Annotated in this window: 18 protein-coding genes and 1 riboswitch; of the genes, 7 read left to right on the top strand and 11 right to left on the bottom strand. The window is 63.7% G+C overall.

Features of this window, described 5'->3' with window-relative positions; genetic code table 11:
- The first annotated feature begins 15 nt into the window (after positions 1-15).
- Complete coding sequence (locus tag BLW08_RS02645; RefSeq protein WP_091323221.1) at positions 16-243, top strand: RNA-binding S4 domain-containing protein; 228 nt, start codon at positions 16-18, stop codon at positions 241-243.
- A gap of 6 nt (positions 244-249) precedes the next feature.
- On the opposite strand, the gene BLW08_RS02640 is transcribed toward BLW08_RS02645, so the two are convergent.
- On the bottom strand, positions 250-900 hold the full coding sequence (locus BLW08_RS02640; protein ID WP_091323219.1) for an alpha/beta hydrolase: 651 nt from the start codon (positions 898-900) through the stop codon (positions 250-252).
- A 70-nt stretch (positions 901-970) separates the two neighbouring features.
- On the opposite strand from BLW08_RS02640, the gene BLW08_RS02635 reads away from it, so the two are divergent.
- The 3 genes from BLW08_RS02635 (at position 971) to BLW08_RS02625 (ending at position 3,545) form a co-directional block, all read left to right on the top strand.
- Positions 971-1,813, top strand: coding sequence for an SGNH/GDSL hydrolase family protein (locus BLW08_RS02635; protein WP_090819318.1), 843 nt, complete (start codon positions 971-973; stop codon positions 1,811-1,813).
- A gap of 10 nt (positions 1,814-1,823) precedes the next feature.
- Positions 1,824-2,975, top strand: a complete 1,152-nt coding sequence (locus BLW08_RS02630) for a winged helix DNA-binding domain-containing protein (protein WP_091323217.1) — start codon at positions 1,824-1,826, stop codon at positions 2,973-2,975.
- A gap of 93 nt (positions 2,976-3,068) precedes the next feature.
- A complete protein-coding gene (locus BLW08_RS02625; RefSeq protein WP_091323216.1) occupies positions 3,069-3,545 on the top strand; it encodes a hypothetical protein in 477 nt (158 codons plus the stop codon).
- A 62-nt stretch (positions 3,546-3,607) separates the two neighbouring features.
- Here the strand turns inward: BLW08_RS02625 and BLW08_RS02620 are convergent, their stop codons facing one another.
- A complete protein-coding gene (locus BLW08_RS02620) occupies positions 3,608-4,729 on the bottom strand; it encodes a homoserine O-acetyltransferase MetX (protein ID WP_090819328.1) in 1,122 nt (373 codons plus the stop codon).
- Positions 4,730-4,743: 14 nt separating this feature from the next.
- Positions 4,744-4,860, bottom strand: a riboswitch (SAM riboswitch).
- A 174-nt stretch (positions 4,861-5,034) separates the two neighbouring features.
- On the bottom strand, positions 5,035-6,375 hold the full coding sequence (locus tag BLW08_RS02615; RefSeq protein ID WP_256212583.1) for a bifunctional o-acetylhomoserine/o-acetylserine sulfhydrylase: 1,341 nt from the start codon (positions 6,373-6,375) through the stop codon (positions 5,035-5,037).
- Between the two features lie 202 nt (positions 6,376-6,577).
- Between BLW08_RS02615 and BLW08_RS02610 the strand changes: the two genes are divergently transcribed.
- On the top strand, positions 6,578-7,216 hold the full coding sequence (locus BLW08_RS02610; RefSeq protein ID WP_090819333.1) for a VOC family protein: 639 nt from the start codon (positions 6,578-6,580) through the stop codon (positions 7,214-7,216).
- A 134-nt stretch (positions 7,217-7,350) separates the two neighbouring features.
- Here BLW08_RS02610 and BLW08_RS02605 read toward each other — a convergent pair whose 3' ends face one another.
- Entirely contained in the window at positions 7,351-8,124 is a 774-nt protein-coding gene (locus tag BLW08_RS02605) for a CPBP family intramembrane glutamic endopeptidase (protein WP_091323213.1), read from the bottom strand.
- Positions 8,125-8,210: 86 nt separating this feature from the next.
- Between BLW08_RS02605 and BLW08_RS02600 the strand changes: the two genes are divergently transcribed.
- Complete coding sequence (locus BLW08_RS02600) at positions 8,211-8,867, top strand: histidine phosphatase family protein (protein ID WP_254779632.1); 657 nt, start codon at positions 8,211-8,213, stop codon at positions 8,865-8,867.
- Between the two features lie 10 nt (positions 8,868-8,877).
- Here the strand turns inward: BLW08_RS02600 and BLW08_RS02595 are convergent, their stop codons facing one another.
- From BLW08_RS02595 to BLW08_RS02575, 5 genes are read right to left on the bottom strand one after another with little or no spacing between them, the layout of a single operon-like run.
- Positions 8,878-9,669, bottom strand: a complete 792-nt coding sequence (locus BLW08_RS02595; protein WP_090819343.1) for a DeoR/GlpR family DNA-binding transcription regulator — start codon at positions 9,667-9,669, stop codon at positions 8,878-8,880.
- A 23-nt stretch (positions 9,670-9,692) separates the two neighbouring features.
- The gene (locus BLW08_RS02590; protein WP_091323212.1) at positions 9,693-10,547 is read right to left on the bottom strand and encodes a class II fructose-bisphosphate aldolase; all 855 of its coding nucleotides are present in this window, start codon (positions 10,545-10,547) and stop codon (positions 9,693-9,695) included.
- Positions 10,529-11,497 carry a 1-phosphofructokinase family hexose kinase gene (locus BLW08_RS02585; RefSeq protein WP_091323210.1) on the bottom strand — a complete coding sequence of 323 codons (969 nt, stop codon included), beginning with the start codon at positions 11,495-11,497 and terminating at the stop codon, positions 10,529-10,531. The genes BLW08_RS02590 and BLW08_RS02585 overlap by 19 nt, the downstream gene beginning before the upstream one ends.
- Positions 11,494-12,429: an ROK family protein gene (locus BLW08_RS02580; protein WP_091323209.1), complete on the bottom strand. Its 936-nt coding sequence runs from the start codon at positions 12,427-12,429 to the stop codon at positions 11,494-11,496. Before BLW08_RS02580 ends, BLW08_RS02585 begins: the two co-directional genes overlap by 4 nt.
- 10 nt (positions 12,430-12,439) lie before the next feature.
- Positions 12,440-13,357: an SIS domain-containing protein gene (locus tag BLW08_RS02575; RefSeq protein WP_090819355.1), complete on the bottom strand. Its 918-nt coding sequence runs from the start codon at positions 13,355-13,357 to the stop codon at positions 12,440-12,442.
- 275 nt (positions 13,358-13,632) lie between these two features.
- On the opposite strand from BLW08_RS02575, the gene BLW08_RS02570 reads away from it, so the two are divergent.
- Positions 13,633-18,021, top strand: a complete 4,389-nt coding sequence (locus tag BLW08_RS02570) for an endo-alpha-N-acetylgalactosaminidase family protein (RefSeq protein ID WP_091323207.1) — start codon at positions 13,633-13,635, stop codon at positions 18,019-18,021.
- An 81-nt stretch (positions 18,022-18,102) separates the two neighbouring features.
- Here BLW08_RS02570 and hutI read toward each other — a convergent pair whose 3' ends face one another.
- Together hutI and BLW08_RS02560 are read right to left on the bottom strand one after the other, a co-directional pair.
- Positions 18,103-19,341: an imidazolonepropionase gene (gene hutI / locus BLW08_RS02565; protein WP_091323205.1), complete on the bottom strand. Its 1,239-nt coding sequence runs from the start codon at positions 19,339-19,341 to the stop codon at positions 18,103-18,105.
- Between the two features lie 11 nt (positions 19,342-19,352).
- The gene (locus BLW08_RS02560; protein WP_091323203.1) at positions 19,353-20,450 is read right to left on the bottom strand and encodes an NAD(P)/FAD-dependent oxidoreductase; all 1,098 of its coding nucleotides are present in this window, start codon (positions 20,448-20,450) and stop codon (positions 19,353-19,355) included.
- Between the last annotated feature and the right edge of the window lie 529 nt (positions 20,451-20,979).

Here is a 20,979-nt window from a genome sequence, read left to right as displayed (position 1 = left end):
AGGCATCATTGCTGTATGAGCAACCCGGAAATCGAAGAAATCCCCATCCGTGACGACATGATCCGCCTCGGCCAGCTGCTGAAGCTTGCCAATCTGGTGGAGGACGGCGTTGAAGCCACGGAGCTCATCAAGAATGGCTTGGTCAAGGTCAACGGCGAGATCGACGACCGCCGTGGCCGCCAGCTCCACGTGGGAGATACTGTGACGGTCAACGGCCAGACGGTCCGGATCACCGCCGCCTGACACCCGCTAGTCAGTGAGGACCTTATGGGTGAGGAACTCACCCACGTGCCCGATTTCCTGCTGGTTGATGCCATGCCACATGCCGGTGTAGAGCACCTTGGTGAGGTCCACGTGCTTGCGCACCCAACCCATGGTGTAGTCAATCTTGTCCGGGGTAATCACGGGGTCCTGCTGGTCGCGGCCCCAGAACATCGGCAGCGAGCCGTCCAGTTGCTCGTCCCGGAAGGCGGCGTCAGCGCCGGCGTCGATCACAAAACCTGAAAGCCCGACGACGGCGGCAAAGTCCGCGGGACGGTACCGGAGCATGGTGGTGGCCATGGCCATGCCCATCGAGAAGCCCAGCAACGTCACCGACGAGTGATTGGCCTTAACGGTGTCCAGCCACCCCAGGGCGTATTCGGCCGCCAGCTTCACAGCGTCCAGGGAATAGTCGATGGAGGCCGTGAGCGGGAACCAGGTGAAGCCCGGCCCCATGGGCATGGGCGCCCGAAGCGCCGCCACCACAAAACCCTCAGGCAACAGCCCGGCCAGGCTGAACAGGTCCTCTTCGTTGGAGCCGTAACCGTGCAGCAGCACCAGGAGCGGCTTGCCGGCACGCTCGGCTTCGTCGTGGGACCACAGGACAACGGGCGCGGGGAATGCGGGGGCTTCAGTCATGGTTCCATTCTTACAGTTACCCGGAAGTAACAACTTACGGTGGCGTAGGTTCGCCGTGACGAGGCAGGATATGAGCGTGAGTGAGAACAATCATTTGTTGAAACCCGGCGAGCCTGTTCAAAAGCACCCTTGGGGCCGTTACGTGGCCCTGGGCGATTCGTTCACTGAAGGGATCGGCGACCCCGAGCCGGCGAATCCCGGCGGCCACCGCGGGTGGGCTGACCGTGTTGCTGAAGAACTGGGGCGCGGGCACCAGGACTTCGCCTACGCCAACCTCGCCATCCGCGGCCGGCTGTTGCAGCAGATCGTGGACGAACAAGTGGGACCATGCCTTGAACTGCAGCCGGACCTCGTGTCCATTTCTGCCGGTGGCAACGACCTCATCCGCCCCGGCGGCGATCCTGACCTACTGGCCGAGAAACTCGACGTCGCAGTCGGCGATCTAAGCTCCGGCGGCGCCACCGTTGTGTTGTTCAACGGCCCGGACACTGCTGCCTCGGTCCTGGGCCGGATCCGCGGCAAGGTGGCCATTTACAACGAGAACCTGAGGACGGTGGCCGCCCGTCACGACGCCGTCATTGCGGACATGTGGTCCCTGCGCCAGTTGGCAGACCCCCAGATGTGGGACGCTGACCGCTTGCATTTCTCACCACTGGGCCACCACACCATCGCCACCATGGTCCTGGATGCCCTGAATGTGCAGCACACGCTTGAACCCCTGATGCCCAAGCCGCTGCCGCAGCGTACCTGGCGCGAGGCACGCTCGTCCGATCTCGTCTGGGCGCGCGAGTACTTTGTCCCCTGGGTCATCCGGAGGCTCCGGCACCAATCGTCGGGCGACGGCATCACACCAAAACGTCCGACGCCGGGACCCGTCTTCGGACCCAGCGGCACGTTGCTGCCGCGCCGCTAAGGTGACGTCCATGCCGGGTGGTGTGTCCGCCGCCGCAGAAACCGTCCGGCAGGTGCGCCTGCGACGCCAACAGCTGCGGACGCCAAAGCCGGGAGCGCCCTCTGAAGTGCTCCGCAACCTCCTGGCGGTGCAGTCGCAGGAGTTTCCCTACGCGCGCTGGACGCTGGCTCAAAGGACATCCGGCAGTACGTCCGCCGAGGTGGAGCAGGCAGTGGCGGACGGGACCATTCTTCGGACCCATATCCTCCGGCCCACCTGGCACTTTGTGCATCAGGACGATCTTGGCTGGCTCATGGGATTGTCTGCGGACCGTCTCCATCAGGGCAACAAAGGCATGTACCGCCAGACCGGGATCGATGAGGAAGCCGCTGCCACCAGTGGGGGCATCCTGGCCGAAGCCGTGGCCAACGGAGCCCACAAGACCCGCGAAGAACTGGCCGGGGTACTGGGACAAGCCGGCTTTCCCAGCAAAGGGCTTGGCTTTATCTACCACCTGATGCACGCAGAAATCAGCAGCATCCTGGTCAGCGGCGCCCCGGTCCGTTCGGCCGGAGGAGCGCTCAAACAGACCTATGGCCTGTTTGAGGAACGCGTGCCCGGCACCGTCCGCGGGCCGCTCACCGGCGACGACCGCGAGCAAGCTCTCGGACAGCTGGCACACCGCTATTTCAGCAGCCGCGGCCCAGCCACCGTCAAGGACTGTGCAGCGTGGTCCGGGCTGACCATGAAGGACATCAAACTGGGGATCCAAGCCGCTGCCAAGCTGTTTCCGGACGCCCTGGAATCGGCCTGCTTTGACGGCCTGGAGTTTCACTGTGCCGCTGAGGACGGCGTGAATTTCACCGCTGCCCCTCCGACGAAGGAGCCGGACGCGCCCCGGATCGACCTCATCCAGTGCTACGACGAGTACGTGATGGGCTACTCGCAGTCCCGGTACTACCTTGGTGGCACGGCCCCCTACTTCCCCGAGGACAACGGTCCCATGCACGTAGTCCTGCTGGACGGGAGACTGGCTGGTTGGTGGCGTCACGGATTTTCCGGCGGGATCTGCGAGCTGGACGTCCGCATGAACCAGCCGGCAACAGCGCAGGAGCAGGCTGCACTTGAAGCCGAGGCAGAGCGCTACGGGCTGTTTCTGGGGATGGAGACCAGGCTGGTGTGAAGCGGCGGGGCTTGTGAAGTGGCGGGGCTTGTGAAGTGGCGGGGTTGTGAAGAGGCAAGGCTAAGCTGGGAGAAGACCTAGGAGGCCTGCACTGTGAACAATCTGATCTTCTGGATCATCGTCTGCTCGTGGCTGATTCCCTTTGGAATCCGCATGTACAACCGGTCCAAGGCACGGCGGCTCCAGGACGGCGGCTTCCGGGGTCCTGGGTACCCGCCGCAGAATCTCCCCGGCCCGGGCTACCCTCCGCAAGGGCACCCGCAGCAGTACCCCGGGCAGCAGTACCCCGGGCAGCAGTATCCCGGGCAGCCGCAACCCGGGCCTGGCTACCCTCCGCAGGGCTACCCCGGGTACCCGTCTGAGCCGATAGTCATCCGCCCCGCAGATGACGCACCGCAGGCCGCGCCGGCGTCGAGCCCTTCCGCGCCGGCGCCGTTCCCCGCTGCGGGCGGCACGGAGCCCCAGGGTTACCGGGCGCGGAAGCTGGCCGACTTGGACGCGAAATTCAGCAATGGCGAAATCGCCATGGAGGATTACATGAAGCAGCGCGCCGACATCATGAACGGCTGAGCGCCCGATCTGCCCGAATGCCCCGATCTGCCCGGATGCTCAGGCCAGGAATGTCCGGATGCTCAGGCGAAGAATGCCTGGCGAAGCTGCGTTGACAGCTGCCCGATTTCTGTCAGGAATCCATCGTGGCCAATCGGCGCTTCGATGACGTGAACGGGAACATCGCCCGGCAGTGCCGCGGCCAATTCCTGTGACTGTGCCGGGAAATAGAGCCTGTCCGTGTCCACGGCTGCGACGAAAAACTCTGCCGTAGTCCCGGACAACGCCTCTTGCAACGAGCCCCGCCCGCGTGTGACGTCGTGGGACATCAGTGCCTCGGTGATGGCGATGTAGCTGTTCGCGTCAAAGCGCCGGACCAGTTTGCTGCCCTGGTGGTCGAGGTAGCTCTCCACCTGATACCGGCCCCGCTCCCCCAATACGGCAGCAGCAAGAGGCGTCTCCTGGTGCTGGGCCTCCCGGCCAAAGCGGAAGTCCAGCTCCAGTGCTGAGCGATAAGTGATGTGGGCGATGCGCCGGGCCAAGGCCAATCCTTGCTCGGGTGCCGTTCCGCCGTAGTAGTCCCCATTCTTGAAATGTGGGTCCTGCCGAATGGCGAGGGTCTGGGCCTGCGCGAAGGCAATCTGCTCCGCCGTGCTGTAGGCGCCCACTGAGATGACGGCGCAACGTTTGACCCGTTCCGGCAGGGTCACTGCCCACTCAAGAGCCCTCGCTCCACCCATGGAGCCGCCCAGGACCGCATGCCAGGCCTCGATCCCCAAGGCATCGGCAAGCCGCGCTTCGGCCTCCGTGCTGTCGCGGAGGGTGATCAGGGGGAAACGCGAGCCCCAGGGCTTGCCGTCCGGCGCTTCTGAAGAGGGGCCGGTGCTTCCATAGCAGCCGCCCACGATGTTGATGGAGACCACAAAGAAGCGGTCTGTGTCGATGGTGGCGCCCGGTCCTACAAGCTGCTCCCACCATCCTTCCTCGTCCGTGGCACCACGGGCTACGTGGGTGCTGCCCGTCAGTGCATGTTGGATTAGCACGGCGTTGGACGCATCCGCGTTCAGGCGGCCCCAGGTTTCGTAGGCCAGCACGACATCCGGAAGAAAGCCCCCGGCCTCAAGTTCCAGCGGCCCTATGCCGGCGTACTTGACCGTGCCGTCTTCTTGTTCGGCTGTGGACAGGGCTGCAGCAGTAATGGTCATTCCTTTGATACCTAACCTCGCGCTTGCCCGCCGCCTTGCGTGCGACAGGCCAGGTCCTCACCCGGGGCACCCCACCGCGTAAGGAGGGTTGCCGGCCAGCAAGCCGGGGCTGTCTGCTGGCACTCATGACCTAATACGTAGAGTCTAGGAAGGACACCGCTGTTCTGGCGAAGAATGTGACAGCAGTGTGACGGTTTAAGGCTGGTTGGTTCATGAACGAGCACCCGGGAGCGCCGCCCGGCGAATAATCGACGGGCCGGGCGGCGTTCCAGCTGAAGGCGCCTTGGCCAGGGGCCGGACGCTGCTCAGGCGCCCTTTGCGGCCCTGAATCCAGCCTCCAGGTCAGCGATGATGTCATCCACATGCTCGATGCCTACAGACAGGCGAACCAAGCCGGGATTGACGCCGGCAGCAACCTGCTGCTCCACGGTCAGCTGGCTGTGCGTGGTAGATGCCGGGTGGATCACCAGGGAACGGACGTCACCGATGTTGGCCACGTGGGAGTGCAACTCCAGGCCGTCCACGAAGCGTTTGCCCGCTTCAACGCCGCCCTTGATGGTGAAGGCAACGATTGCGCCGGTGCCCTGCGGACCATACTTCCGGCCACGGTCGTACCAAGGGCTCGACGGCAGCCCCGCGTAGGCTACCGATTCGACGTCGTCATGGGCTTCAAGCCACTCAGCCACTTTGGTGGCGTTGGCGACGTGACGTTCGATGCGCAGGCTCAAGGTCTCCAGCCCCTGGGCGATCAGGAAGGCATTGAACGGCGAGACGGCGGAGCCAAGGTCGCGAAGCAGCTGGACCCGCGCCTTCAGGATGTAGGAGAGGTTGGCGCCCAGAGCACCGTCCTTGCCGAGATCGCGCGCGTAAACCAGTCCGTTGTAGCTGGGGTCCGGGGTATTGAAGCCTGGGAATCGCTCCGGATCCTGGCCGAAGTCGAAGTTGCCGGAGTCCACAATCACGCCGGCAATGGCAGAACCGTGTCCGCCAAGGTACTTGGTGGCTGAGTGGACCACAATATCGGCGCCCCACTCCAAGGGACGGATGAGATACGGCGTAGACAGGGTGTTGTCCACGATCAGCGGCACGCCGGCCTCGTGCGCGGTGCGGGCAACGCCCTCGATGTCCAGCACGTCCTGGCGCGGGTTGGAAACAACTTCGCCAAAAAACAGCTTGGTGTTCGGCTGGACGGCGTCACGCCAGTGATCCAGGTTGTCCGGATCCTCCACGAACGTCACCGAGATGCCGAACTTCTTCAACGTGTGTGCCAGCAGGTTGTAGGTGCCGCCATACAGGCTGGGACTGGCAACAATGTGGTCCCCCGCCTCGGCGATGTTCAGGATGGCGAACGTTTCCGCGGCCTGACCGGAGCTGAGCAGGAGAGCGCCCAGGCCGCCTTCAAGGCTGGCAACACGCTGCTCCACGGCATCCTGCGTCGGGTTGCCGATCCGGGTGTAAATGGGCGCAAGCTCTGCCAGGGCGAAGCGGTTGGCAGCACTCTCCGCGCTGGGGAACACGAAGGACGTGGTCTGGTAGATCGGCAGCGAGCGGGCTCCCGTGGCGGCGTCAGGCTCCTGGCCTGCGTGGATCTGGCGGGTTTCGAAAGACCATCCTTGGGACATGGAGTTCTCCTGTTCGTGGCGCATGGGTTCGGCGGGATACTGGCTTTGTGTGAGCTGCGGCCAGTCTAGGAAGTGTCCGGGGGCTAAGACAGCTTTGTGACGCCGGGGGAATCTTTCGGACTTCGGGAGTCCCTTCATGACGCCATCAAGGACCAGCCAGATACATCCCACCTTAGTTAGGCTTGACTTAGCTGAGACCCCGATCACAAAGTGCCAAGATGAAGCCATGCGCATGGATCACGTCTCTTACGCCTGTGAACGAGATGGCCTTTTGGCCACTACCGAACGAATTTCCGCGGCATTGGGAGTGGACGCTGTCCGGGGCGGAGTGCACCCGCGCTTCGGTACCCGGAACATGATCATTCCCCTCGCGGATAACAAATACCTGGAAGTAGTGGAGGTCCTGGACCACCCTGCTTCCGACAAAGCACCCTTTGGCCAAGCCGTCCGGGCAAGGTCGGCAGCAGGCGGTGGTTGGATGGGCTGGTGCGTCGCCGTTGACGACCTCGCTCCCTTCGAAGACCGTCTTGGCCGCTCCGCCGTTCCGGGCAACCGCAAGTTCCCTGACGGCCGCGAATTGGTGTGGCAGCAGATTGGCATCCTCGGCCTGATCGCCGATCCCCAGGTGCCGTACCTGCTCAAGTGGGAGGGCGACCCCTCTCTGCACCCGTCCAAGATCTACGAGAGCGACGTGAAGATGTCCAGCCTCACCATTGCGGGCTCGGCGGAGCGCGTCACTGAGTGGCTGGGCGAACCGGTGGAGAAGCCCCTGGAAGATGTAGCGGTCCAGTGGATGGCCCCGCACGGAACCCCGGGCATCATGTCAGTTACCTTCGAAACCGCCTCCGGAGCCGTCACCATCTGACCGTTCCAACCTCCGGGCCCGCCCCGGTGCCGGACAGCCATGTCCGGGCAAAGCTTCGGCCGCCATCAGCGGGGTGCCAATGACGTCACCCCTCCGATGGCGGCCGGATACTTTTAACGGCCTGTAGCGTCCAGCTAGCCCAATCCCACTGCCTTGCCGAAGAGGCTGAACCCTACGAACGCCACGATGTCCAGCAATGCGTGCGCAATTACCAGCGGCATCACCCTCTTGGTCCTGGTGTAGATCCAGGCGAACACCAGACCCATCACAACGTTTCCGATGAACGGCCCGAAGCCCTGGTACAGGTGGTAACTCCCGCGCAGGACGGCACTGACCACAATCGCCACCGGCGTGCTCCAGCCGAACTTGCCGAAGCGGTCCATCAGGTACCCCACCACAATGACCTCTTCCACGATCGCGTGGCGCATCGCCGACAGGATGAGCACCGGGACTGTCCACCAGTACGCATCCAACCCGCTTGGGACGATCGCCGTGGTGATGCCCAGCGCCCGCCCGGCCGCGTACAGCCCCAAGGAGGGAATGCCTATGGCCGCGGCAAGCCCCAAGCCCTGGAGCACGTCCTTGCCGGGCCGGGCGAAATTGAAGCCCAACCTCGCGAACGCCGAGCCGCCCTCGGTGTCCCTGTTTGCCTGGATGTGCGTGGACAGGAAATAGAACACCAGGGCAACAGGCACCAGGGCGAACAGAATATCCAGCAACTGGTACGTAAGGTCGAAGTACTCCCGGGTACTTTGCGATCTGTTAAGCGTTGATGTCGCATCGGCCAGCGGAGCCCGCGTCATCTTGTCCAGCAACTGCACCACGGAGTAGACGGCCGACTGGCCCAGGGAAAGGCCCAGCACAATAAGTACTTCGGCGCGCAGCCGGCGACGGGAAGCAAGGAACATGTACCTATCTTGCCTGCAGTTCCTGCCACTTTGCCGGGAACTGCCGCCCTATGCTTGGTGGGATGGGTGCCCCAGAGAGAATATTCATGATCCGGCACGGCCAGTCGGCCGCGAATGCCGACACGTCCATCTACAACCGTGTGCCGGATTACCGGATCCCCCTCACGGACCTGGGCGTTGAACAGGCCCGGATCGCCGGTGAGGACCTTCGGCGGAAGCTCGATGGGCAGCAGGTATGCGTCTACGTTTCACCGTACTTGCGCGCATACCAGACGCTGGAGGCAATGAACCTTGGGCCGTTGATCGAGCGGGTCATCGAGGAACCGAGGCTCCGGGAACAGGACTGGGCCAACTTCCAGATCGCCGGGGACATCGAGGACCAAAAGGAGCTCCGCAACCTTTACGGCCACTTCTTTTACCGGTTCCGCGAGGGCGAGTCCGGCTCGGATGTGTACGACCGCGTGTCCTCGTTCATGGAGACGCTGTACCGACACTGGCACAAGCCCACTTATGCCCCGAATACGCTGCTGGTGACCCACGGGCTGACCATGCGCCTGTTCTGTATGCGCTGGTTCCACTGGACCGTGGAGTACTTTGAGTCCCTCAACAACCCGGACAACGCCGAGTTGCGGACACTGATCAAGAACGACGGCGAGCAGTACAGTTTGGATTTACCGTTCACCCAGTGGGTCCCCAGGGATGTTGACGACTCGGTGCTGCACGCACCGAGGATGCGCTTTTAGCCGGCGATCCTCAGGACGCAGGTGCGACGATGACCTCTGTGCCTTTGGCCTCGAACGCCGCCTTGTCCTCCGGGCTGATCCCGGAGTCCGTGATGAGGTGCCTGAAGTCGTACCCTGCCATGGCGGCAAAGGAACGGCGGCCCACTTTGGAAGAATCGGCCACCACATAGGATTCGGTGGCCCGGCGGGCCATCACGGTGTTGACCATGGCTTCGCCCTCATCGGTGATGGTGGGGCCAAGATCGGGGTCCACCCCGTTGACGCCGATGAACGCAATGTCCAGGGCAACCTTCTGCATGATGACATCCGTGTAAGGACCCACGAGTTCGTAGGAGCGTGGGTTCAGGATGCCCCCGGTGACCATGATCTTGATGTTCGGCCGGACCGCCAGTTGCGAGGCAATGTTGATGGCGTTGGTCACCACCGTCAAGGTGGGCGTATGGGATGGCGCGTTGAGGTCCTCGCGGGTGGACAGGAGCTGGGCGAGGGCCGTGTTGGTGGTACCGCCACTGAGCCCAATGACGGCGCCGGCGCGGATCAATGCTGACGCTGCCAGCGCAATCTCCTGCTTGGCCACAGCGTGGTCGTCTCGGTTGTAGCGGCCCGGGAGGTCGTAGGCCACGGATCCGGTTGTAGCGCCACCCCGCGTACGGCTCAGCAATCTCTGCTTGGCGAGGCTGTCAAGATCCCGCCGGGCCGTCGCAGGCGACACACCCAGACGCGTCACGATGTCCTCGACCTCCACATGGCCGGATTCGGCCAGGAGATCGAGGATGGCGGTGAGCCGATCTGTGCGGGTCATGACGAGCCTTTCGCGGGTTCCTGCTATTTCGCTTTGGCGAACAGCGTCAGCATACGTGCGGACTCCAGCACCAGGGCATCCCGGCCGGCCTTGATGTACTTCCGGGAATCTACCACTGCAGGGTTGGCATCGAGGTACTCACGGACGGCGCGGGTAAAGAACCCGTTTAGATGTGTGGATACGTTGATTTTAGTCATACCCGCGCCGATAGCAGCTACGAGCATCTCATCTGTGACGCCCGAGGAGCCGTGAAGAACCAACGGTTTTCCAACGGCGGCCTTCAGCCTGGAGATCAAGTGCAGGTCCAAAGCGGCACTGCGTTCGGTCATGGCGTGGGAGGAACCAACAGCCACGGCGAGCGCGTCCACACCCGTTGCCTCGACGAATGCCTGCGCCTCGGCAGGGTCGGTCCGGACGCCCGGGGCGTGGGCGCCGTCCTTGCCTCCCACCTTGCCGAGTTCGGCCTCAACGTAGACACCATGCTCGTGGGCGTACTTCGCGACGCGCTGGGTGACTTCGACGTTCCATTCGTAGGGAAGGTGCGCGCCGTCGTACATCACCGAACCGAAGCCGAGGTCCACGGCAGCGAGCGCGAGGTCCTCGGACTCCGCGTGGTCCAGATGGAGTGATACGGGCACAGCGGCGGAGCGGGCAATGGCCAGCGCGGCGGAGGCGATGGGTTCGAGCCCGCCATGGTACTTGGCGCAATTCTCGGAAATCTGGAGGATGAGCGGCACTCCGGCAGCTTCCGCGCCCGCCACCAGGCCTTCGGCCGTTTCGATGTGGATGATGTTGAACGCGCCTTGGCCCGTGCCATTGGCAGCGGCCGTATCCATCAGCTCCCGTGTGTTGACCAGGGTCACCGGGTCTCCTTCCATGTCACGATCAGTTGGTCTTCCAGTTCCTGGTACCGCGGCGAGATTTCGCCGGCAGCGGGCATCAGCACCGCCGCCGCCGACCAAGCGGTGGCGCGACGAAGTATTTCCCGGGGTTCAGTGACGCCTTCGGCGAGGGCGACGGCGGCCGCCGCCACACCGGCGTCGCCCGCCCCTGTGGGGTTGCCGCTGAGCGCCTCCGGCAAGCGGGCGCTCCAGTAGCCGCCGGGGGCTGCATGGTCGAAGGCGAGCATCCCGTCCGCACCCGCACTGACAAGAACGGTCCGGGCACCCATCTCGATCAAAGAAAGGGCCGCAGCTTCAAGGCTGGGCTCCCCCGTGGCCTCGGCGAGCTCGTGATGGTTGGGCTTGAGGATATCGGCCCCGGCTTTTGCTGCGGCGATGATGCCGGGACCGGAGGTATCGATGATGGCCGGGATGCCGGCGTCGTGTGCCATGCGCACCAACTCCGGGTAGAAATCCGCAGGAGCACCCGGGGGCAGGCTTCCCGATCCAACCAGCACAGAGGCCGGAAGGTTGCGGTTTCCGCTCACGGCCTCAACCACTGCCATGCGGAGCGAGCGCCAGTCGTCCGGCAGGAGGGCTTGCCCTTCTTCGTTGAAGATGGAGGTTTCCCCTGCGACGGTGTCGACGAGTGCGATGCTTCGGCGGGTCTCAGCGGCCACTCCCACCAGGGTGTGCGGCACGCCGCTGGTCCAGAGTTCAGCAGCGAGGGTCTGCCCTGCAGCCCCACCTGTGGGCGCAATGGCGAGGACGGGGTAGCCAAGCTGGTGCGTGACGCGGGCTACGTTGATTCCCTTGCCGCCTGCACGACTCAACGGCGTGGGCACGCGGTGGCTGGCGCCTTCGGTAATTCCCTGCACGGTGTAGGTCATGTCGATCGCAGGGTTGGGCGTGACGGTAATGATGCGGTTCACTGCGGCGCGTTTCATGGTGTGCCTTCCAGGAGGGCCCGGGCGTTCAGGGCCGCGCCCAGCAGGCCGGCATCTTGTCCCAGCTGTGCCCGTATCAGTCGTGGACGGCGTTGGAAGTCGAGGATCTGGTCCACGCGGGCGCGGAGGGGTTCCAGGAGTTGGTCCCCCGCTTCGGCCAGGCCTCCACCGATCACGACGGCCTCGGTTCCGATGATGTTGACGCACTGGCAGATGGTGAAGGCCAAAGCGTCCACGGCATCGGCCCAGATTCGGGCCGCGAGTGTGTCACCGGCCGTGGCCCTGATCAGGACATCGCGGGCACCGTTCACGCTGTTTCCCGACGCGCGGTGGTAGCGCTTGGCGATGGCCCCGGCCGAACCCACGGCTTCCAGGATGGTGGAGCCTGCGCTGCCTGGGGCGGCATCCGGGTCCGGTACCTGGGCGTGGCCGAGTTCGCCGGCGAAGCCGCCTGCCGTAACAGCCTTGCCACCGGAGAACACGGCTGCTGCGATGCCGGTCCCCACCACCATCACCACGACGTCGTTGAACTCTTTGGACCCACCAAAGCTGTGTTCCACGGCGGCGGCGGAACGGACATCATGATCGAACGCAACGGGGATGCCCAGCCGCTTCTCGGCTTCGGCGGTGAAGGGGAAGTCACGCCACCCGAGGTTGGCGGAGTAGACGCCAACTCCGGCCGCGGAGTCCACAATGCCGGGGACAATGATGCCTGCGGCCCGGGCGGGCGAGCCCGGGAATTCGGACGCCAACTCTGCGGCAAGCTCAGCGAGCCTGTCCAGGACTGCTTCCCCCGGCCGCGAGGAGTCCAGCGGCGTGGGGACACGACGCATGCCCAAGACGGTCCCCCGGGCATCCACCAAGCCGGCCTTGATGTCGGTTCCGCCAACGTCGAAGGAAAGGACGGGTGATTCCGCGGCTCCGAGAACCATGATCGGGTGCCTAGGCGGAGGCGTCGAGAATAACGGAGCGCGTCAGGTTGCGGGGCAGGTCCGGATTGAGTCCACGGACGCGCGCACGCTCCAGGGTTACTTTGTGGACACGCGCCAGTTCAGCCAGGGGGTGCTTGTCCGTGTGGATGTACAGGGCACCCGTAATGGCCATGTCGTTGTCCAGGCCTTCCGGCTGGGCGCCGAACAACCAGGTAACCCGCCCGGGGGCTGCGATGGAAATGGGGCCGTGGCGGTACTCCATTGCCGGGTAGGACTCTGTCCAGCCCTGCACTGCCTCGCGCATTTTCAGACCGGCCTCGTGGGCAAGGCCAACCGTCCAACCGGTGCCGAGGAAGGTGAACTGTTCGGCATCCAACAATTCCTGGGAGACCGGGGCCGTGACGGCGTCGCGGGCATCCTCGATGGCCTGCTGGACATCGATTCCGAGGCTGCTGAGGAGGTAAACCAACGCCGTGGTGGCGAAGCGTGTCTGCACCACCGAACGCTCATCGGCGTACTGCAGTCCGATCACGGCGTCAGCCAGGTCGATGATCGGGGAAGATGTGTCGCCAATGATCGCGACGGTGGGGACGATGCCCTTCAGCTCAGCCAGGATCTCAAGTACCTCAGTGGTGGTACCCGAGCGCGTAATGGCCACAACGGCGTCGTACTGGCGATCGGCACTGTTGCTGTTCAGGAACGCCTCGGACGCGGCGAACGCATCCGTCACGCCCTTGCCGGCGGATTCGCGGGCAGCTGCGTAGCTCTGGGCCATGAACCAGGAGGTTCCACAGCCGATGACCGCGATGCGCTTGCCGTCCGCAGGAAGCAGTTGCTCGGCACCGGCCTGCTCAACGGCCCGCTGCCAAACCTCGGGCTGGGAAACCAGCTCTTCCTCCATGAAGGCGCCCAGTGTGTTCTCGCTCATCGTGTGTTCCGCTCCCGCTCAGCTTAATGACGTTTTCTGATCTATAGAAACACTAAACGATCATTTTCGATCTCACAAGGATCATCCACCGGCGAAGACTGCTCATTAACTGCTCACGGCCATGATGGTCGGCTGGCGGCGGAAAGCGTGTGCCGAGATGTGCTTTTAAGTTAACTTGCTGTTAACTCTTGTCAACTTCTGTCCGATGAAGCAGTCTTGAACGAGTCCGCAAGAACATGACTGTTACTAGCCCGGAATAATCAAGAAGGAGCATCATGCCCCGCTTGTCATCCCCCAGACGGCTTGCCGCGCTAAGTTTGGCCTGCGTCGTCGCCTCATCCTCGTTGGGACTGCTGGCTATACAACCCGCAACGGCAGCCCCTTCCACCCATCCCACAGACATCGTCAGCGCTGCCGATACCTCCGCCATCACCTCCGGCGAGCTCCGCGTGGACATCGCCACTGCATTCCCCCAAGTCCTCGGCTATACCCACACCGCTACCAAGGCACACCTGGACGGCACCACCACGCGGCTGAACACCATCACCATCAACGGCGTGGAGTACGTGGTCACCGGAACGTCCACGGCGTCCGGAAAAGACGCACGGGACTACGTCCTGACCGCCCCCGGCTTTGGCAACACCATCATCAAAGCCCGGCTGTCCGTGAAGAAGAACGTGGTCTCGTTCAACGTCACGGAGATTAAGGACTCCGCAGAGCACCAGGTGAAGACGCTGCAACTCCCCCGGCTGAACCTGGTGACCGTAGGCTCTACGCAGCCTGGAGCCCAGGTGTCCACGGCCAACCTGTCCGTGGACCGCAGCGTCACGGGGGACGAATTCACACCCATCACCGCATCAACTCCCCTCGATGCCACTGCCAAGAGCTCCGCCTACGCGCTGGCCAACACTGCGTCCTTGGGGGCCGCTGTTGAATCCAACGCCCTGTACGACACGTCCTCAGGTCCCGGCGCCAAGGACCGGGGCCGCTTCTGGCGCCAAGCCGTCAGCGACGGCGCCGGCGGAGTGAGCATGGGCCTGGCCAGCGGTCAGTGGCTCTACCGCGCTGACGGCTCAGCCACCACCGAGGAACTCCCCTGGACACGCGTGGCCATCACCCCTGACGCGAATGCCGACGGCGGTGTGGACTGGCAGGATGCGGCCATCGCCATGAGGTCTATCCAGGTCAGCCCCAACAAGGGTGATCAGACCCCGGATAACGTGATCACCCACATCCCGTTCAACTTCGCCTCGCAGGCAACCCACCCGTTCCTCCGTACCCTGGATGATGTCAAACGCATCTCCCTGGCAACGGACGGACTGGGCCAGGTTGCCATGCTCAAGGGTTACACCAGTGAAGGTCACGACTCTGCGAACACGGACTACGGCAACAACTTCAATAGCCGGGCAGGTGGCTTGGAAGACCTCAACAAGCTGGTTAAGGAAGGTAAGGATTGGAACGCCAGCTTTGGCGTGCACATTAATGCCACCGAGATCTACCCCGAAGCCAAATCCTTCAGCGAGGACCTCCTCCGTGCCGACAAGGGCCTGGGCTGGAACTGGCTGGACCAGTCGTACTACATCAATCAGCGCGAGGACATTAACTCCGGCAAGCTCGCCCAGCGCATCAAGGAACTCCGCGAAGCCACGGACAAGAACCTGGACTTCGTGTACGTGGACGTCTATTACGAATTTGGCTGGCTGGCCGAACGCTTGCAGCAGGAGCTCGTCAAGAACGGCTTCCGTGTGGGCTCCGAATGGGCAGACCACCTCTCCCGGAACAACACCTGGTCCCACTGGGCCAACGATGAAAAGTACGGTGGATCCACCAACAAGGGCATCAACTCCCAGATCCTGCGGTTCATCAACAACACCCAGTCGGACGTCTGGAACCCCGACCCCAAGCTCGGCGTGAGCCACATCGTGGAGTTCGAAGGCTGGACCGGACAGAACGACTTCAATGCCTTCAGCGAGAACGTGTGGACGGCCAACGTGCCTGCCAAGTTCCTCCAGCACCACCAGATCACCAAGTGGACGGCAGACCGCATCGACCTTGCCGACGGCGTAGCTGTCACCGGAAACACCGCCGAGGAACGCAACATCAGCGTGGCCGGGGCTTCCGTGTTGCAGGGCGGCACCTACCTGCTGCCGTGGTCCTCCAAGGAAAATGGCAAAGCCGACAAGCTCTACCACTACAACCCTGCCGGTGGCGCCAGCACCTGGACCCTCACCAAAGAGTTCGCCACGTCCGGCTCCCTTGAACTCTTCAAGCTGACCGACAACGGCCGCGTGAAGGTCGCCGATGTGCCCGTTGTCAACGGACAAGTCACCGTCACGGCCGACGCCAAACAGCCCTACGTCCTGGCGCCGAAGAACAATAAATCCGATCTGCCCAAGAAGGCCGACTTCGGCGAAGGCACAGCCTTCAACGATCCCGGCTTCAACGGAGCAGACCTCTCCTCCTGGACCCCCACGGGCACCGTCACCCAGGTCCGCGACGAGAAAGGCCGCCGCTACGCCGAAATGGGGGCAACGCCGTCGTCCATCAGCCAGGAAGTCAAACTGGACGCCGGAACCCAATCCGTCAGTGCCTGGGTGGAAATCCAGCCCGGAAAAGCCCGGCCCACCACGCTCTCCGTAGACATCAACGGCAAGACCGAAAGCGTCACCATCGATTCGTCCAACGCCGAAAACTTCGTAGCTGGCGACGAGAAGCACGGCACAGCCTTCCAGCGCATCCGCGTCCTGGTGGACGTCCCGCGGAACAACACCAAGGCGACAGTTTCCGTGAAGGCGGCCGACGGCGATGCCACAGTACGCGTGGATGACTTCCGGGCCGTAAAGACCGCCCGGGTCGCCACCACCGGTGTAATCAGCGAGGACTTCGAAAACGTGGACCAAGGCTGGGGACCGTTCGTGAAGGGCGACGCCGGTGGATCCACGGATCCGCGCACCCACATCACCGAACGCCACGAACCCTTCACCCAAAAGGGCTGGGACACCAACGTGATCGACGAAGTGCTGGACGGCACATGGTCCCTGATCGCCCACGACGAAAACCGTGCTCCCAACGGCGGACCGGGAATGGTGTACCGCACCACCGAGGCAACCGTGCCGTTCCAGGCGGGCCACAAGTACAAGGTGTCCTTCGACTACCAGAACTCCAAGGCCGGACAGTACTCCTGGGTGTCCGGTTACGACTCGCAGGCAGGTCCCGCGGTGACGGCCAGCCAGCCCATCGACGCCAAGACGTCCACGTCCCGGTTCGAGCAGATCCTGGATACCGGGTTCTGCGGGGACTACTTCGTGGGATTGCAGCGCACGGGCAGCTCGAACGGTTCCGACTTCACCTTGGACAACTTCCTGGTGGAAGATCTGGGCGCCTCCGAAGCCGTCCCGGCCTGCGCGCAACTCTCGGCTACGCTCCAGGGCGACGTGGTTCAGCAGGGCAAAGCGCAGGACTTCGTCACCACGTTCGTGTCCGACGAACCGGCAGCCATCAGCGACCTCGCCGTCACCCTTGCACTACCCGAGGGGTGGACAGCAACCCCGTCCACGCCTGCCACGGCTGCAACCCTCCCGGCCGGAGGAACACTCACCACCACGTGGAAGATCACGGCGCCGGCGTCAGCTGACGGCGACTATCCCATCGCTGCCAAGGCCAGCTACACCACCACCTCAGCTCCCGCGGGCAACCGCACCATCAGCACCACCACCACTGTGCGGACGCTGCCCAAACCGCCGCAGACCACCGTGTTCGCCAGTGACCACCCCTGGGTCAGCGCCACCAACGGCTGGGGTCCCGTGGAAAAGGACCAGTCCAATGGCGGAACCGGCGCAGGCGATGGCACGCCGCTCACGCTCAACGGCACGGTCTATGCCAAAGGTCTGGGCGCCCACGCCAACGGCACCGTCCGTTACTACCTGGGCGGCTACTGCACTGCCTTTACCGCCACCGTGGGCATTGATGACGCACAGCCTACGCGGGGAAGCGTGAAGTTCTCCGTGGTGGCGGACGGCACCACCAAGGTCACCACCCCGGTATTGGGCGCCACCAGCGCTCCCCTGCCGCTGACCGTGGACGTCACCGGAGCCCAGTACGTTGAATTGGTAGCCAACGACGCCGGCGACTCCAATGGCAACGACCACGCGGACTGGGCCGACGCCAAGTTCACCTGCTCCTCCACCTCGCAGGAACCGCCGGCACCCGTGCTGACAGGCACGGTGTTCGCCTCCGACCTCCCTTGGATCGGCAGCACCAACGGTTGGGGACCGGCCGAACGGGACCGGGCCAACGGTGAGCAGAACGCCGGTGACGGACCCGCATTGCGGCTCGACGGCGTCGTGTATCCGAAGGGGATCGGCGTCCACGCCGACTCGAAGATCAGCATCGCCACCGAGGCCAAGTGCACCGCCTTCACAGCTGTGGTGGGAGTGGACGACGCCAAACTGAACAAGGGCCTGCACGGATCGGTGGTGTTTATCGTCAGGGGTGATGGGCGCGAACTCCTCCGCACCCCCGTCCTCAGCGCCGATTCCGCGGCACTTCCCCTCAACGTGGACATCACAGGTGTCCAGAACGTCGAGCTGATCGCCGACAAGAACGGTGACGACGCCGGCGACGACTGGGGTGATTGGGCGGACGCGAAGTTCAACTGCGCCTAGTCCCTTCATCCCCAACACATCAGGGGCTGTGTTCCTACCGGAACGCAGCCCCTGATGTGTTGTTAGTCGGCGCGTTTGTTGTTAGACGACGCGCACGCCGGCCCGCCACACCGAATGCGTCAGCGGGATCCCGGGACGGTAGGCAAGGTGCGTAGCCGATGGCGCCTTCAGCATGTGCAGGTCCGCGCGATGCCCGACCGCGAGCGAACCCACCGCCCGTTCGCCGTCGACGTCGTTCCCTGACTCCCTGCCCAACGCCAAGGCGCCGCCGTACGTCGCCGCGCGGACGGCCTCATGGACGCTCAAGTGCATCTGGAGGACAGCCGTGGTGACGCAGAACGCCATGGAGCTGGTGTAGGAAGTACCGGGGTTGCAGTTGGCGGCCAGCGCGATCTGCACGCCGGCATCGATCAGTTCACGGCCAGGCGCCAGGGGCTGGCGGGTGGACAGGTCGCAGGCGGGAAGGCAGGTTGCCACCGTGCCCTTGGAGCCAGCCCCCGTTGCAGGGTCCCAGCCGGCCCACGTGTCCGCGAGCGCTGCGACGTCCTTGTCCGAAAGGTAGTTGACGTGGTCCACGCTGGCGGCAGCGAACTCCACGGCCAACGCAACGCCGGGCCCTTCGCCAAGCTGGTTGCCGTGCACCCTCAAACCAAGTCCGGCGTCGCGGGCCGCCGTTAGCACGCGGCGCGACTGATCCTCGGTGAAGGCCCCGCGCTCGCAGAAGACGTCAGCCCAACGGACGTGCGGCAGGACGGCGTCGAGCATGGGTCCACAGACCAGGTCCGTGTACTCCTCAGCATCCGAGCCGGCGGGGACCAAGTGCGCGCCGAGATAGGTGACCTCGTCCACTTCGGCCGCGGCGATGCGGGCACTGCGGGCCTCGTTCTCCACGTCCAGCCCGTAACCGGTTTTGCTCTCCAGATAGGTGGTTCCTTGCGAAACAGCCTCGGCCACACGGTCCCGCACCAGGCGGGCGAGTTCGTCGTCGCTGACACTGCGCGTGGCTCCGGTGGTGACTGCGATTCCGCCGGCACTGTAGCTTTCGCCGGCCATGCGGGCCTCGAACTCGGCAGTCCGGTCTCCGGCGAAGACCAGATGCGAATGCGAATCCACCCAGCCAGGCAACACTGCTCGGCCCTCGGCGTCGATCTTTTCGTCAGCAGACGGTGAGTCCTTACTGGCCCCAATCCATGCGATCCGCTCACCTTCGAATACGATCGCCGCATCCTTGAAGACCCTATGCTCCAGATCCTGGGTCATCAGCTCGCCGATGTTCGTGATGAGTGTGCTGCCGCCGCGCCCGTTCGTGATTCCGCTCATGACCCTATTGTTCAGCGCCGGATGGACCAGCGTACGGCTGCGAGCTGCTCCGCTGTCCGGGATTCCGGACTGTCGACACTTACCTCGCCGAGGATCAGCGCCGCCGCCAGCTCAGCGATGGCGGACGATGTCTGGAAACCATAGCCACCTTGTCCTGCCAGCCAGAAGAAGCCGGGCGCTTCGGCGTCGAAACCCACTACCGGGATTCCGTCCGCGGCTTCGGTCCGGAGGCCGGTCCACGCACGGTCCACGGAGCGGATGCCCAGGGTCGTTACAGTATTGAGTTTGTTGATCAATGCCTCCACGTCCCCCGGGTAGGGCTTGGCATCCTCCGGGCCGCTGGGCACGGTTTCCGACGGTGAGATCAGGACCTGATGGCCCTCGGCACGGAAATAGAACGTATCGTCAGCGGCGCACAACATGGGCGTTTCAGGCGTCAACGGATTCTCCACGTTCACGATCGCGGCGGTGCGCCGGTACGGCTGAAGCCCCAGTTTCTCCACGCCACTGATGACGGCCAGCTCATCAGCCCAGGCGCCTGCCGCATTAACCACGACGCCGGACTGGAAACCTTCGGTGCCCGCACCCAGTTGCCAGCCACTCCCCAATCGCTGGGCAGAGTGCACTTTGGCTCCGGTGATGATGTCCACGCCTGCGGCTTCTGCCGTCTGCCGGTGTTCCTCCAGCAGCAAAGGGGCGTTGCAGCCGAACGAGCCATTGTCCAACCCTGCGGCGGTGAAGGAATCAGGGTTGAGTGCCGGGCAAAGCTGCATCGCTTCGTCGTGGGTGATGGCGTGCATGTTGCCGCTGGCCTCGGCGCGCACCGTGTCCTCGTCACCTACCAGCATGAAACCCCGAGGAGTGAGGATTGGCTCCGCTGCTTGGGCATCCCTTTCCGCCAGCATCTCCAACGTCCGAACGGTCAGGTCCTGAACCACCGCCGGACCATAGCTGGGGATCAGTTGTCGGGCAGAACGTGAGGAAGTGTGGAACGCCAGGGTTTGCTCAGCTTCCACCAGTGCCACAGTGCACTTGCCCGCCAGAGCCGCTGCCAAAGACAGCCCGCCGATGCCGCCGCCAACGATTACCACGTCATAATTCGAAGCCATGGCTCCATCCTGTCAGACCCGTGTAACCCCCGCGACAGCCCGACGCTCTCTCACCCAACAGCCCCCAACCCCCAACGCTCTCTCACCAAAAGCCCCTCAACCCCCAACGCTCTCTCACTTGCCCCAAGCAAGTGAGAGAGCATCCCCTCAAAACGTGCGAAAGGTGAGAGAGCATCCCGTCAAAACGTGCGAAAGGTGAGAGAGCATCCCGTCAAAACGTGCGAAAGGTGAGAGAGCGTCCGGTTAAAACACGCCAAAGGTGAGAGAGCGTCCCCTCAAAACGTACGAAAGGTGAGAGAGCGTCGGGTTAGGCGACTGCGGCGCGACTCTTGACGGACGCCTGAACGCGCAACCAACGACCAACGCTCTCTCACCAAAAGCCCCTCAACCCCCAACGCTCTCTCACTTGCCCCAAGCAAGTGAGAGAGCGTCCCCTCAAAACGTGCGAAAGGTGAGAGAGCATCCCGTCAAAACGTGCGAAAGGTGAGAGAGCATCCCGTCAAAACGTGCGAAAGGTGAGAGAGCGTCC

Source organism: Arthrobacter sp. cf158, from assembly GCF_900106835.1.
Lineage (GTDB): Bacteria > Actinomycetota > Actinomycetes > Actinomycetales > Micrococcaceae > Arthrobacter.
The sequence above is the reverse complement of the archived record's forward strand: the minus strand, read 5'-3'. Positions and strand labels throughout refer to the sequence as shown.